We start from the raw sequence: 14,955 nt of genomic DNA on the forward strand, positions 1-14,955 counted from the left end.
TGCAATTTTTCTCCCCCGTTACGGTACAATTGTGCGGCGCCCTCAACCATAGTCTCCGTTTTCGATTTTTATGGCAAATTCAAAACTCAACGCGTCAGCCCGCGCCCGATCCATACTCGGTATCGACACCGGCGGCACCTTCACCGACTTTGTGCTGTTGCAAAACGGTTCGCTGCGCATTCACAAGGTCTTGTCTACGCCAGACGCCCCAGAGCGGGCCATATTGCAGGGTATAAACGAACTGGGGCTGGAGCAGGCCGTGAAAACCGGGCACGTCAGCATCGTGCATGGCTCCACCGTCGCCACTAATGCCGCTCTGGAAGGCAAAGGCGTGAAAACTGCGCTGATCGGCAATATCGGTTTTCGCGATCTGCTCAGCATCGGCCGCCAGACCCGCCGGGAACTGTATAACCTGCAACCATTGCCCTGCGCTCCGCCAGTACCGGATGCCTTATGTTTTGAAATGGCGGGCCGCGCGGACAGTCACGGCCAGCAACTGGAGGACATCACAGCGGCCAGCCTTGAACAACTGTGTCAAGCACTGCAGAAAAGCGGTGTGGAAGCAGTGGCCATCAACCTGTTGTTCTCGTTTTTAAACCCTGAGCCCGAACAAGTCATCCAAATGGCCATCCAAAATGCACTGGGGCCACAATGCTTTGTCACGGCATCCCATGAGGTGCTGGCCGAAGCCGGGGAATACGAGCGTGGTATCGCCACCTGGCTCAATGCCAGCTTGGGCCCCAAGGTGCAGCATTACTTGCGTCGCCTGCAGGAGGGGGTTCAACCCTCGCCATTGGCGATAATGCAGTCGACAGGGGGCACCCTCGATGCCAGCGACGCAGGGCGTGCCGCCGTCAACATGCTGCTGTCCGGCCCCGCCGGTGGTCTCGCCGCCGCTCGCTTTATTGGCGAGCAGACCGGACTCAAACGCTTGCTCACCTTCGATATGGGCGGCACCTCCACCGACGTTGCCATAATTGATGGCGACATCCGTCTTACCAATGAGGGCAGTATTGGGCCCTGGCCAGTGGCCGTGCCCCAGGTGGACATGCACACCATCGGTGCCGGAGGTGGCTCCATCGCCTACATCGACGCCGCAGGCATGCTGCAGGTAGGCCCTCAGTCTGCCGGTGCCAATCCGGGGCCCGCCTGCTATGGCCGCAAAGGTGAACAACCAACGGTAACGGACGCCAACGCCATACTGGGCCACCTGCAGCCAGACTATTTTCTGGGCGGTGCCATGCCACTGGATCTGAACGCGGCACACACTGCCGTGGATCGACTGGCCCACCCCTTGAAACTGACAACCGCAGAGACCGCTCAAGGTATTATCGCCATCGCCAACGAACACATGGTGCGCGCACTGCGAGTGATGTCCATCGAGCGGGGCTATCATCTGGAGGATTTTCATCTGTGCTGCTTTGGCGGTGCCGGTGGCTTACACGTATGCGCTTTGGCGGAGGCACTGGAGATGAATCATGCGCTGGTGCCCCTCATGGGAGGCGTGCTGTCGGCGCTGGGCATGGTCGTGGCTCATCCGTCGCGCTCTTACTCTCAGGGGATTCAATCACCGCTGCGCCAGTTGCAGGTGGCCGAGCTCACCGAGCAGTTCCGTTTACTGCATCAACAAGGCGAAGCGGCCTTCGCTGCCAATGGCAACAACACCCCATCATTGCACTATACCGATTCGGTGGATCTGCGTTATCAGGGTCAACGCTTCTATCTGAATTTACCCTGGCAACCCAACCTGCAGGCGCTGGAATCGGCGTTCCACCAACAACACCAGCAACGCTTCGGCCACCGCTTACCGCTGCCGCTGGAATTGGTTAACGTACGCAGCACCATCACCCCCCCCGGTGCAGTACAACAACTACCGCAGTGGTCATGCAACCCCGAACAAACCAAGCCGCATCACGTGAGAATTTACGGTGAAACCAGCCCGGTTCCCGTCTATCAGCGCGACACACTCGCGGCCGGTCAACAGCTACCGGGGCCAGCGTTGATTGTCGAAAACATTTCCACCACATTGGTTGCCCGCCATTGGCAGGCTCAGGTCGACGCATGGGGTAATTTGGTATTAAGCAGGCAGTGAATGCACTGACTTAGATCATTCCGTGCTAAGCGCAAACACACCCCTGCTTTTCAGCTCAGGTTTGCTAAAGTTAGTTGAAGATTAGCAATATAGAAGTGTTCAACTGCTATGGAAAGGCACATCCTCATCGTAGACGATGAGATCAACATCTTGAACGCGCTGGAACGAGTGCTGGAAGAACAGGACGATTACGTCGTCTATCGGGCCTGCTGCGGTGAAGAAGGGCTCGACACCATTGACGCTCACCCTGAGATTGGTGTGGTGCTTTCAGATCAACGCATGCCCAATATGACCGGCACTGAGTTTCTCAAGCAGGTAAAAAGCAAACACAACTCGGTTGTGCGCATGATACTGAGTGGGTACTCCGAACTGGCTACAATCACTCAAGCCATCAACGAAGGTTCTATCTTTAAATTCCTCACCAAGCCATGGGATGAGCAACTGCTGCTGAATGCCATCGAAGAGGCATTCGAATACTATGAGCTGGCCGACCAAAATCGCCGCTTAACCCAGCAACTGCAGGCAACCAATCAGCAACTGGCAGAATTCAACGCCAGCCTGGAGGCCATCGTTGCCGAAAAAACCCGCCGCCTGCAGCTGCACATTGCCTCCCTGAAAGTGTATCAGGATGCCATGGAACATTTTCCATTTGCCGTCATCGGTTTAGATGACGCAGGCTCGGTGGTTCTGGAAAACAACGCAGCACGACAACTGTTTTCCAAACAGCAAAACAGCCTACTGGGGCTGCCCGCCAGCATTGCCTTTCAAGGTAACTGGTCAACCCTCAGCCCTCAACTGGAAGCCTTCGGCCAACAGGATCACATTCAAACCCAGATACCGTTTAACGACAACATCATAACCATTGTACGGCTAGGCAGTGGTGCCGAATTCATTGGCCAACTGCTTATCAGTATGCCGCTCACCCAGAGGACTACCGCATGACGGGGACACACACAGCGCTCATCGAGAAAATCAATCGCATACAGCCGCTCAACCCCATCATGATGGAGCTGCTTGCGGCAATTCAAAACCAAGATAGCCAAGCCACCGACCTTGAACACATTATTCGCTCCGATGCCAATACCTCTGCCACCATCCTGAAGATTGCGAACTCCCCTTTTTATGGCATGTCCGGTCGCATTAAAAACGTGCGCGATGCTTGCGTGTTGTTGGGTTTTGATCAGCTCCGCAACATCATCTACGCCACAGCACTGGAGCACGCCAGCAACGGAGGGCCACACAAAATATGGTGCCAAAAACTGCGCCGCCACACCCTTGCAACGGCTATTATCGCATCGGAGCTGTCCCTGCACATGACTGTGAGGATTGAAAAAGGGCAAGCCTATTCGCTTGGGCTATTGCACGAACTGGGCAAGCAAATCCTGGTGTCCGAACTGCCGGATCTGTTTCATGAATACATGAACACCCAAGGCCAACCAGAACAAGAATCCATCGTCGGCACGCTCATTGAGGCAGGCACCATCATTGCGCAAAAGTGGCGGCTGCCTGAAGTATTTCAGACCTGCATCCGCTTTGCACTGGTTCCCAGCGATCCACCCGAAGCATTTCAGAACGAGGTCATACTGATTCGCTGCGCACATCAACTGGCGCAGGAATTGGGATTTGATTCACCTGGAGACCAGTACACACCGAGCGAGCCTGGCGCCCTGCTTCACTATTACCCCACCCTGCCAGCAGATGTGATCACCGAAACAATACAAGATTGCATCAACAGTTGCCCTGATCTGGATCGCAGCACAGAGGAGGCTCAATCATGACCACCAGCAATATTCTTTTAGTGGATGACGAGACCAACAATCGCAACTCGATCAGACGTCTGTTCGAAGACTACGACATAAATTTTATTGAAGCCGAAAATGGTGAAGAAGCTCTCAATCAGCTATCCGCCCATGATATTGATCTGATTTTGCTGGACATCAGAATGCCCATACTTGATGGTTTTGGCTTTCTGGAACGCTTTAGTGATTTACGGCTTAAGCCAAAGCCGCCCGTGTGTGTAATGACCGCTTTCAACGACTCCGACACCCGACGCAAGGCAATCTACCTGGGGGCCGACGACTTTATCAATAAACCACTGGACCCTGTTGAACTGGAAACACGGATTGCCTCTTTGCTTCGCATCAGCAGCTTTCAACGGGATCTCAACACTTTCAATCAAACCCTCGAGAACCTGGTTAGTCAACGCACCCTTCAATTACAGAAAACCAATGAGCGTTTAAAAGCCACCGAAAAGGCCAACGCCCAGGCTTACCGGGAAATGATAGGGCGACTGGCACGGCTTACTCAATTCAACCAATCGGTAAGCCATTTGGCACCACACAAACTGGCACTGTGCACCACCGCGCTGGGATGGCTGTATGGCTTGCCTGAAGAAGATACCGAGAACTTGTCCATGTCTTCCCAGTTGTACAATATCGGCATGCTGGCATTACCCGAGAAACTCAGGGATACGCCTGTTGAATGCCTGAATCGGGATGAAATTGCCATTCTTACCTCCCATACAAAAATGGGCAGCCGACTGTTTGCGGACTCGCCCATTCCACTGCTGAAGCAAACCTACAATATTTGCCTGCACTGTGAGGAACATTACGACGGCAGCGGCCTTCCCAACAGAATCAAGGGCGACGACATTGCCATCGAAGCACGCTTGTTTGCTGTCGCCAAATTGATTCTGCAATCCCTGCCCTTGGCAGCACATGATGCTCCAGCAGAGCACATCAAACGTATTTTGGAAGAACACGCCGGCACACTGCTTGACCCTGGCATCGTCGGCCTAATCACCAGCAACGATGACACGCTTGAGAATTTGATCAGGGAGCTGAGGTAACACCATGAGTAAAAACTCCACCGACCAAATGGTGCTCATGGCCCAGATGATGGCCGACAGCGACGACCACCGTCTGAAAATGCGCCTGGACAGTTACCTGCCACTGCTCTTTATTGTCGTGGTGGGCATTATTGTTACCATTATCGCTCTATATTCTGCGATTCAGTGGGAAAACCATGTCGAAATCACCATCGCTGAAACCAATGAGCGTGCTTACTACAATGAAGCAAATCGTAATCTGACTACTCAAAAGCAAAACACCAATGCAATCAGGGGTTTTATCGAATCATCCTCATTTGTAGATGCAGACGAATTCAAGAGTTTCTCACTTCGATTACTCGGCGCGCACTCTAACATCGAGTTTGTCGCCACTTTGAACTACAAGAACTTGAACTATATCGAACCAGCATCAGAATCGCGGCAAACCCATCTGCAGTATCTGGTCAATCATATTACGCCCTTGGTGCGCAATCACGCCAACGAGAACGCATTCATTAATTTACAATTCCCAGGCGACAGTATTAAATACGTTGCCCACATTCTGATCCTGCCTTCTGAAAAACCAGAAGCCCCAATGATTATCATTTCTGCAGCGCCACTGCCATCATTAATCAGCGGCATGACAAGCACACAACACGCACACTTAACGCTGACCGATTCATTCGGGCTGTCCACCTCCGTCGACATTAATAGTCACATAAAGGATGTCGATCTCTACGTGAGCCAATACGATTTCGACGATACACACCTGACTCTTGCCACCCAAAACACATTGGAAACCCTGCAAAGCGCCAGCTTTCTAAAATGGATTCTGGTGGCATTCAGCCTGGTGTTCACTATTTCACTTTGCATCCAGTTTATTGTCGCCCGCCGCTCCATAAAGAACCTGGCAAACCTTGCAGTACAACGCGCTAACGATCTCACAGCCATCAACAGTGATTTAACCGATGAGATTTTCAGTCGCATAGAGTTTCAAGCAGAACTGCTTTCCAAAAATCAAAAAATTCAAAACATGAATAAGCAGCTCGAGGAGGCTCAAAACCAGCTCATCCAGCAGGAAAAGTTAGCATCACTGGGTCAGCTTGCCGCAGGCGTAGCCCATGAGATCAACAACCCCGTCGGCTTTATTAATTCCAACCTAACCATGTTGAAAAAGTATGCTGACCGCGCACTGGAATTGATCACAACACTGGACGCCAGCCTGTCTGGAATAGCAGATGAAGACTTGATGACAACCATCAATCAAAAGAAGAAAGCCTTAAAAATTGATTCCATCAAGCGCAACATGTTGGCTGTTATTGATGAATCCATGGAGGGCGTCACTCGCGTCAAACAAATTGTTCAGGATCTGAAGGATTTCTCCCGTATTGATGAAGCTGAATGGCAATGGACAGACCTTCACGCTGGCATCGACAGCACCCTCAATATCGCCTGGAATGAAATCAAGTACAAGGCGGTTGTGCACAAGGAATACGGCGAACTACCCAATGTTGAGTGTGTGCCCTCTCAAATCAACCAAGTGATCATGAATCTGCTGGTGAACTCCGCTCACGCCATGGAAAACTCCGGCAACATCTACTTGCGCACGTCCGCCCAAAAGGACACGATCACCATCGAAGTTGAAGATGACGGTTGTGGCATCCCAGAAAAAATCATCGGCAAGATATTCGATCCTTTCTTTACCACCAAGGAAGTCGGCAAGGGCACAGGGTTAGGATTATCGTTATCCTATGGCATCATCAAAAAACACAACGGGGAACTTTCGGTTAAATCCCGCCCCGGAGAGGGCACAACATTTACCATTACTTTGCCCATTTCCCGCAAACTATCTGATGACAAGGCAGCCTGATATGAGCGTTGCAGATCACGCACCTGTTAGCTCAACGACTCTTCTGATCGTAGATGACGAAGCCCATATTCGCTCCAGCCTGGCACGACTGTTTGAGGATGAAGACGACTACATCGTTATTACTCAAGCCAGCGCAGCCGAGGCGCTGTCTGTGCTTGAGGAAACAACGGTAGATGTCATTCTGTCAGATATGAGAATGCCCGGCATGGACGGCGCGACGTTTCTGGCCCAGGCTGCGGAACGCTGGCCCGACAGCGCCCGTATACTACTGACCGGTTATTCCGATATTGAATCCACCATACGCGCTATCAATGAAGGTCGTATTTCGCAATACGTTTCCAAACCCTGGGATGACGATCAACTTATCCAGGTGGTGCACAACGCGCTGGAACTCAAACGCCTGCGAGAACATAACCAGGCATTACTGATAATCAAAGAACAACAACGGGCGCAACTGCAGGCCCTTACCGAAAATCAGGAAACCATTATCCGTAGCCGCACGGCAGAACTGGAACAGACCGCTCAACAGTTGGATCTGGCCTACCAGGAACTGCAAGAAAGCTACTATCAGTCGGTTCCCCTGCTCAGCCATTTGGTTGAACTGAATGAACGCACCAAGAAGAATCACTCGTCGCGGGTCGCAAACATTGCCAAGTTGATAGGCGAAGCCATGGGTTTGGATGATCGTGATTTGCGCCAGCTATTTTTCGGTGCGTTGCTGCATGACATCGGAAAGCTTGGCTTGGAACAATCCATTCGCGCCAAATCCCCGGACAGCTTTTCGCCATTGGAAACCAAGCGTTATCAACAGCACGCTCTGCTGGGAGAAAGCGCGCTGTTATCATTTGACCCGCTGCGTGAAGCGGCCGCCATCGTGCGCAGCCATCATGAACGCTATGACGGCAAAGGCTTCCCTGGCAAACTTTCCGGCGATGCAATTCCGCTCGGCGCGCGCATCGTGGCGGTGGCGAACGATTACGATAACTTGCTGCTTCCGAATAACTTTATGGGCAGAGCATTGCACGATTTGCAGGCGCATGAATTCATTATCCAGGAATCAGGTAAACGCTACGACCCTGTGGTGGTATCGGCGTTTGATAAGGTCGTCGACAAGGTCCGTCTGCTGCTGGCAAACGATAAAGAGGTGGTCTTACCCCTCGACAAGATCGAGCCAGGCATGGTGCTTAGTCAGGATCTGATTAACCAGCATGGCATGGTGATGCTGGTGGCGGGCCGCACCCTGAGCGATGCGCATATTAAAAAGCTGAAGCAATTCGAAACAGCGTTTGAAACCAAGTTATTAATATCAGTGAAACAAACCAACACTGACTGAGGCCACTGCCATAACCGACTATTCCCCCAACATGCTGTGCCGCGCGACATCGGCCCATTCCAGGGCTTCCATATAGACCTCCCACATATCCGTGGCCTCCAGCCCCATGGTGGGAATGTCATCGAAGCGCCCATCTTCATAGGCTTTTACCGAAAGCAATACGCAACCAATGTCACCACTACCGGTGAGCAACGCCAATTCCAACTCCGCCGACAGGGGCATCTGGGAGAATATTTGCTCTAAGGGGCGATCCAGCAATGCATCCAACATGCTTAGCAAGCCTGCCGTAAAATAGCTGCCAGGGTGCTGACGCTGTAGTCGCTTTGCCACCAATTCACACATTTTGGCACGGATGATTGCGGTCACCATCAGCTCGCTGGCCTTGTTGTCCACCGCCGAGAACGCCAGCATGGCTGCCCAGCGCTTCAGCTCATAGGCCCCCAGCAATACGATGGTATCGTCAATGGATTTAACGGTGCGCGACAAACCAAATGAGGCCGAATTCACCACCCGCATCAATTTGTAGGATAGGCGCGGATCCTGAGCAAGGATGTGAGCCACCCGATCAACATCGTAATCATGCTTACTGACCTCTCCCAGCAGTGACGTGATCACAAGGCTGGAAGCGGGCACCGACTGGCCCACCATGACATGGGGTTTGCTGAGAAAATAGCCCTGAAAAAAATCGAAGCCCAGCGCCTTGTATAGCTCGTACTCTTCGTGGGTTTCAACTTTCTCCGCCAGCAGCTTGCCCTGCACGTTGCCACAGGCTTTAAGACGTGCCAGCTGTTCTCTGACCCCGGCTGTTCCAAGGGCCATCACATCCAGCTTGATGTAATGAGCCAGGCCAATAAGTGGCCGCCAGGCATCGGAATACACAAAATCATCCAGCGCCACCTTGTAACCCAGTGCCACCAGGTTCTTTACTTCCTGAATGACATTGCCATCCACCACCACATCTTCCAGCACTTCTGGAATCAGCAGCTTCTGCAGGCCTTTGGGCAGGTCTCCGCGCACTAGAATATCGTGGGTAATGTTGACCAGGGCCGGTTTGCCATTGGTGATTTTTTCCAATCCGATTTCAGAGAAGGCATTCACCATGACTTGCATGGTGGCTTTGGTGGGATCATCAATAATCGCAGTGCCCACGTTGCCACTGCGAAACAATAGTTCGTACGCGACTGCGTTGAGGTTACGATCAAACACTGGCTGGCGCGCCAGGAATATTTCCATTCGGTTACTTCCACTTAATCGGACAAAGCCTCGATTAAGTGTGGCATAAATCCATCGAAGGTAAACGTGTGGGGGCGCTTATATATGCCTTAAACGCAAAAAGCCGGGCTGGAAGGCTCCAACCCGGCTTTTCTCAATTCAGCTTTAAAATCAATTACTTGATTTTAGCTTCCTTGAACATTACGTGCTTGCGAATTTTGGGATCAAACTTTTTGATCTCCATTTTCTCAGGCATGGTGCGCTTGTTCTTGGTAGTGGTGTAGAAATACCCAGTACCGGCGCTAGAAACCAATCGAATTTTATCACGCATGATACTGACTCCTTACACTTTTTCGCCGCGGGCACGGATTTCAGACAAAATGATGTCGATGCCCTTTTTGTCGATGATACGCATACCTTTAGAAGATACACGCAGTCTTACAAAGCGCTTCTCGCTCTCAACCCAAAAGCGGTGGTGGTGCAGGTTGGGCTCAAAACGGCGCTTGGTTTTGTTGTTTGCGTGTGAAACATTATTACCAGTGATCGGACGCTTACCGGTCACCTGACAAACCTTAGCCATTACTCGTCTCCAAATCGGCCATATCGCTGCTCGACACAACCTATCAAAATAAAATCGTTACCCTGATCTGGGGGGCTGCTTTATACCAAACCCACTTGTCAAAATCAACCAATCCGTCCGAAAAGCATGTAAATGGCGGGCCAAAGCCGGTTAGGGCCAGCCCAATTGTCGCTTCCGGCCAGTGTCCGCTGGAAGGCTTTCGTTCTAAACTGAAACGCTTAAGGGAAACAGTTTCACCCAAAACGATAACAAGGAGAAAGGGCATGAGCGACTGGTTTGACTATCTGGTGGTGGGGGGCGGTTCCGCTGGCTGTGTACTGGCCGGCAGGCTGACCGAAGACCCGGCGGTAAGCCTGTGCCTGCTGGAGGCCGGGGGCAGTGGTGACAGCGCGGTGATCAATATTCCCGCCGGGGTGGTGATGATGGGGTCGACCTCCCTCAATAACTGGGCTCTGCAAACCGTTCCGCAGCCAGGCCTGGGGGGGCGCAGGGGTTTTCAGCCCAGGGGCAAAACCCTGGGGGGGTCTTCTGCCATCAATGCCATGGTTTATATTCGCGGCCATCGCTCTGATTACGATCAGTGGGCACAGTTGGGCAATGAGGGCTGGTCTTACCAGGATGTGCTGCCCTATTTTTGCCTCAGCGAGCACAATGAGCGCATTGATAACGAGTATCACGGTCGCAATGGGCCGCTCTGGGTCAGTGACATTCGCACTGGCAGCCCTTTTCACGATTACTTTCTGAATGCCGCCAGGGAATGTGATATCCCGGTACTGGATGATTTCAATGGCGCCGAACAAGAGGGTGCCGGGGTGTTTCAAGTAACCCAGAAACACGGTGAACGCTGGAGCAGCGCCCGCGCCTACCTGCTGCCTCACATCAACCGCCGCCCTAATTTATCGGTGGAAACCCAGGCTCAGGTCCAGCGCATTCTGTTTGAGGGCAAGCGCGCGGTGGGGGTGGAGGTCAAGCAGGGTAAGCGGGTTCGTAGTCTGTACGCGCGCAAGGAGGTCATTCTGGCCGCCGGGGCATTCCAATCGCCACAGCTGTTGATGCTGTCCGGGGTGGGGGATCAGGCTGAACTGGCCACCCACAAGGTGCCCTTGGTGCATCACCTGCCGGGAGTGGGCAAGAATCTGCAGGATCACCCTGATTTTATCTTTGGCTATACCACCAGCAGCATGGATACCTTTGGCCTGACCCCGGGAGGCATCCTGAGACTGCTGAAAGGAATCAAACCCTATCGCAAAGAGCGCAAGGGTATCTGGACATCCAACTTTGCCGAGGCCGGTGCTTTTCTGAAAACCCGCAAGGATCTTAAGGCCCCGGACATTCAGCTGCATCTGGTCACCGGGCTGGTGGACGATCACGGTCGCAAAAAGCACTATAAACAGGGCTTCTCCTGTCATGTGTGCCTATTGCGCCCGCGCAGCCACGGCAGTGTTACGCTGGCCAGCGCCGACCCTGCTCAGCCCCCCCTGATCGACCCGGCGTTTTTGAAAGATCCTCAGGATCTGGAGGATCTGGTAGCCGGTTACAAGATCACTCGCCGCCTGATGAATTCTCCCGCCATCGCTAAATGGATTGAGGAAGATACCTTCACCTCCGACGTTCACAGTGATGACGAAATACGCCAGATCCTGCGGGATCGGGTCGATACCGTGTACCATCCGGTGGGCAGCTGCAAAATGGGGATAGACGACATGGCAGTGGTGGACCCCGAGCTGAGGGTGCGAGGCCTGGAAGGGCTGCGGGTGGTGGACGCCTCCATCATGCCTACTCTCATCGGTGGCAACACCAATGCTCCCGCCATGATGATCGCCGAAAAAGCGGTGGATATGATCCGCGGCGTCAGCCGGATCAGTGCAGCAACTCAGGAGGCAGCATCCCGACAGGAGCCCGCCAATGCTTGATTCAGACCAGTCTGTCATTATCATCGGCACCGGCTTTGCTGGCTTGGGTATGGCCATCGAGCTGCAAAAAAACGGGTTCGACGACATCACGCTGCTGGAAAAGCGCGATGATGTGGGGGGCGTGTGGCGCGACAACGGCTACCCCGGTGCCGCCTGTGATGTGCCCTCCCACTTGTATTCGTTCTCTTTCGAGCCCAACCCCCGCTGGAGCCATGTGTTTGCTCCCCAGCCAGAGATTCTGGACTACCTCAATCACTGCGCCGACAAATACGATGTGCGTCGCCGGGTGCGGTTTGGTGCTGAAGTGCAAAGCGCCGGTTACGACAGGGCGACCAATTGCTGGCAAGTACAGCTCACCAGCGGTGAATTACTGAACTGCCGCTACCTGATCACCGCCACCGGCCAGCTCAGTCGCCCCCTGCTGCCAGACATTCCCGGTATTGACCAATTCGATGGGCCCCGCTTTCACTCCGCCCAGTGGGATAACCAGGTGGAGCTGACCGGGAAAACCGTTGCCGTCATTGGCAGCGGCGCCTCGGCGGTGCAGTTTGTACCTGAGATCGCCAAGCGCACCAAGCAACTCCATGTGTTCCAGCGCACCCCTAATTATTTCCTGCCTCGCAAGGATAGAAGTTATACACAACTGGAACTGAAGCTGCTGCAGCGCTTTCCTGTTCTCACCAAACTCTATCGGCTGAAGATTTACCTGAACTTCGAATCACGCTCCATAGGCTTCAGTCGCTGGAGCTGGCTGATGACGCCCATGGTAAAATGGCCGTTTTTGCGCATGCTGAAACAACAGGTGAAAGACCCGACCCTGCAGCAAAAGCTGACACCGGACTTTCCGATCGGCTGCAAACGCATCCTGCTGAGCAATGAATATCTGGAAACCATGGCCAGACCCAACGTGGATTTGGTCACCGACAGCATCGCTTGCATCAGCAAGGATGCCGTTGAAACCCAGTCCGGCCAACGCTACCCGGTGGATGTCATCATCTATGGCACCGGGTTCGCCGCCACCGAGTTTCTTGCCCCCATGACCATCACCGGACGCAGCGGCAAAAGCCTGAACAGCGTCTGGCAACAGGGCGCAGAAGCCTATCTTGGCATTACCGTGCCGGACTTCCCCAACTTTTTCATGCTCTATGGCCCCAACACCAACCTGGGACACAACTCCATTATCTACATGCTGGAAAGCCAGATCGCCCACGTCAGGCGCTGCCTGAGGTTTATGCGCACCCAGCAGGTACAACATATGGATCTGGACGTGGATCATTTCCGCCAATTCAATCGCCGAGTGCAAAAGATGCTGCAACTGAGCGTGTGGAATGGCTGCAAAAGCTGGTACGTGGACGCCAACGGCCACAACAGCGTGAACTGGGCGGGCAACACGTTACGCTATCGCTGGCTCACCAAGTTCATGCCTCTGGCAGGCTATCGTTTTGAACGCCAGGCGCCATCGACCGACACCTCTGTGCTGGTGGAGCCGGGCAGGCTGGAGTGGATCAGCGCAGCCATTTTACGGAACATGATGCGGCTGGCCTTCAAACCTTTTATCGGGCCGCCTTTCAGTGTCGGCAGCCAGCGCGGGCTGAGCAAAATACTGGCCCTGACCATGCCTGCCAGCTCCCGCGCTTTGCGCTACCGCTTTGAAGAAGGCAGCATCCAGGGTGAGGTATTAGCACCAAAAGGCAATGGCGCCGGTGGTGTTGTCCTCTATTTGCACGGCGGCGCATTCTGCCTGGGCAGCCCCTTCACTCACCGCAGCCTCACCAGCCATTTGGCCGCCACCGCCACCATGGATGTGTGGGTGCCAGACTACCGGCTGGCACCGGAGCACCCGTATCCCGCAGCCCTGGACGATGCCCTGGCCAGCTTTGATCTGCTGCTCAAGAAAGGCTATCGCCCGGCGGATATCGTTATCGCCGGAGATTCTGCCGGCGGCGGGCTGACGCTGGCTCTGGCACTTAAATTAAAACAAGCGGGCCGGCCACAACCGGCAGGGCTGATGCTGCTGTCCCCCTTTGTGGATAACAGCCTGGGCGGCGACACCCTGCACAGCAACGCCCAGCGTGACCCGATGTTAAGGCAGGGCTGGCTGCGACAAGCCACCCAGTGGTACGAAGGGCCACAGCCCGGCCGCCCCCTGCTTGAACACGACCTGAGCGGCCTGGCCCCGATGCTGATTCAAGTGGGGGAAGATGAAATTCTGCTGGCTGACTCCACCCGCCTGGCAGACAAAGCCCGTTCCGATGGTGTTGAAGCATCATTGGAAATATACAGCGCACGGTGGCACGTGTTTCAACTGGCAGCGCCACAGCTGCGCTCCGCCCGCAAGGCTATCAAGGCATTGGCAGATTTTGCGAACCGAGCCACCGGCTACAGCATCCCCCGCTCTGCCATAGACACCACCTCACCATCCCCCACCACAAAATGATCCAACACCCGCACATCCACCAAATCCAGCGCCGCTTGCAGGCGCTGGGTGATGTGGCAATCCGCCTGACTGGGCTCCGCCACACCACTGGGGTGGTTGTGGGCAAAGATCACCGCCGCTGCATTCAACGCCAGCACCCGCTTCACCACCTCTCGCGGATACACCGAGGCACCATCAATCGTCCCTGTGAACATCTCTTCAAAGCGAATCAGGCGATTCTGATTATCCAGAAATAAACAAGCGAACACCTCGTGGTGATAGGCCCGCAGCCGCGCCTGCAAAAAACGCCGGGTGAGGACCGGGCTGGTAAAGGCCTCGCCACGATCCAGAGTGGACTCCAGATAACGTCGCCCCAGCTCAAGGCAGGCCTGCAACTGCGCCCACTTTGCTGTCCCCATTCCATGGATCTCACTGAACTGATCCGGCGACGCCTCCATGGCACCGCGCAGGCCACCAAAGCGCGACAGGATCTCCCGCGCCAGCTCCACTGCACTTTTTCCCTGCACCCCGGTACGCAGAAAGATCGCCAGCAGCTCGCTGTCGGTCAGTGCGTCACCCCCTCGCGCCAGCATTTTTTCCCGTGGTCGCTCATCCACCGGCCAATCCGTGATTGCCATCGACTGTTTTCCTTATTCCACTTTCCAATTTTCACTTTCCAATGCCCCTGGCACATAGACAGCCAACACGAAAA

The 14,955-nt window shown here is 54.0% G+C and carries 12 protein-coding genes; 8 read left to right on the forward strand and 4 right to left on the reverse strand.

What is annotated here, in order from left to right:
* The first annotated feature begins 70 nt into the window (after positions 1–70).
* From Kalk_RS10185 to Kalk_RS21210, 6 genes are all read left to right on the forward strand, one after another.
* The gene (locus tag Kalk_RS10185; RefSeq protein WP_101894144.1) at positions 71–2,092 is read left to right on the forward strand and encodes a hydantoinase/oxoprolinase family protein; all 2,022 of its coding nucleotides are present in this window, start codon (positions 71–73) and stop codon (positions 2,090–2,092) included.
* A gap of 108 nt (positions 2,093–2,200) precedes the next feature.
* Entirely contained in the window at positions 2,201–3,034 is an 834-nt protein-coding gene (locus Kalk_RS10190; protein ID WP_101894145.1) for a response regulator, read from the forward strand.
* A complete protein-coding gene (locus Kalk_RS10195) occupies positions 3,031–3,870 on the forward strand; it encodes an HDOD domain-containing protein (protein ID WP_101894146.1) in 840 nt (279 codons plus the stop codon). Before Kalk_RS10190 ends, Kalk_RS10195 begins: the two co-directional genes overlap by 4 nt.
* Positions 3,867–4,940 (forward strand): response regulator, encoded by a 1,074-nt coding sequence (locus tag Kalk_RS10200; RefSeq protein ID WP_101894147.1) that lies wholly within the window; start codon positions 3,867–3,869, stop codon positions 4,938–4,940. The genes Kalk_RS10195 and Kalk_RS10200 overlap by 4 nt, the downstream gene beginning before the upstream one ends.
* Before the next feature lie 4 nt (positions 4,941–4,944).
* Positions 4,945–6,789 (forward strand): ATP-binding protein, encoded by a 1,845-nt coding sequence (locus Kalk_RS10205; protein WP_101894148.1) that lies wholly within the window; start codon positions 4,945–4,947, stop codon positions 6,787–6,789.
* A 1-nt stretch (position 6,790) separates the two neighbouring features.
* Positions 6,791–8,122, forward strand: a complete 1,332-nt coding sequence (locus tag Kalk_RS21210) for an HD domain-containing phosphohydrolase (RefSeq protein WP_158643424.1) — start codon at positions 6,791–6,793, stop codon at positions 8,120–8,122.
* Positions 8,123–8,140: 18 nt separating this feature from the next.
* Here Kalk_RS21210 and Kalk_RS10225 read toward each other — a convergent pair whose 3' ends face one another.
* From Kalk_RS10225 to rpmB, 3 genes are all read right to left on the reverse strand, one after another.
* Positions 8,141–9,355: an EAL and HDOD domain-containing protein gene (locus Kalk_RS10225; protein ID WP_101894151.1), complete on the reverse strand. Its 1,215-nt coding sequence runs from the start codon at positions 9,353–9,355 to the stop codon at positions 8,141–8,143.
* Positions 9,356–9,509: 154 nt separating this feature from the next.
* On the reverse strand, positions 9,510–9,665 hold the full coding sequence (gene rpmG, locus Kalk_RS10230) for a 50S ribosomal protein L33 (protein ID WP_101894152.1): 156 nt from the start codon (positions 9,663–9,665) through the stop codon (positions 9,510–9,512).
* Positions 9,666–9,677: 12 nt separating this feature from the next.
* Positions 9,678–9,914: a 50S ribosomal protein L28 gene (rpmB, locus tag Kalk_RS10235; protein ID WP_101894153.1), complete on the reverse strand. Its 237-nt coding sequence runs from the start codon at positions 9,912–9,914 to the stop codon at positions 9,678–9,680.
* Positions 9,915–10,177: 263 nt separating this feature from the next.
* Between rpmB and Kalk_RS10240 the strand changes: the two genes are divergently transcribed.
* Together Kalk_RS10240 and Kalk_RS21690 are read left to right on the forward strand one after the other, a co-directional pair.
* Complete coding sequence (locus tag Kalk_RS10240) at positions 10,178–11,827, forward strand: GMC family oxidoreductase (RefSeq protein WP_101894154.1); 1,650 nt, start codon at positions 10,178–10,180, stop codon at positions 11,825–11,827.
* Positions 11,820–14,264: a flavin-containing monooxygenase gene (locus Kalk_RS21690; protein ID WP_101894155.1), complete on the forward strand. Its 2,445-nt coding sequence runs from the start codon at positions 11,820–11,822 to the stop codon at positions 14,262–14,264. Before Kalk_RS10240 ends, Kalk_RS21690 begins: the two co-directional genes overlap by 8 nt.
* Here Kalk_RS21690 and radC read toward each other — a convergent pair.
* Positions 14,207–14,881: a RadC family protein gene (gene radC, locus Kalk_RS10250; RefSeq protein WP_101894156.1), complete on the reverse strand. Its 675-nt coding sequence runs from the start codon at positions 14,879–14,881 to the stop codon at positions 14,207–14,209. The two genes, Kalk_RS21690 and radC, sit on opposite strands and share 58 nt — an antisense overlap.
* Between the last annotated feature and the right edge of the window lie 74 nt (positions 14,882–14,955).

It is taken from the genome of Ketobacter alkanivorans, assembly GCF_002863865.1.
GTDB lineage: Bacteria > Pseudomonadota > Gammaproteobacteria > Pseudomonadales > Ketobacteraceae > Ketobacter > Ketobacter alkanivorans.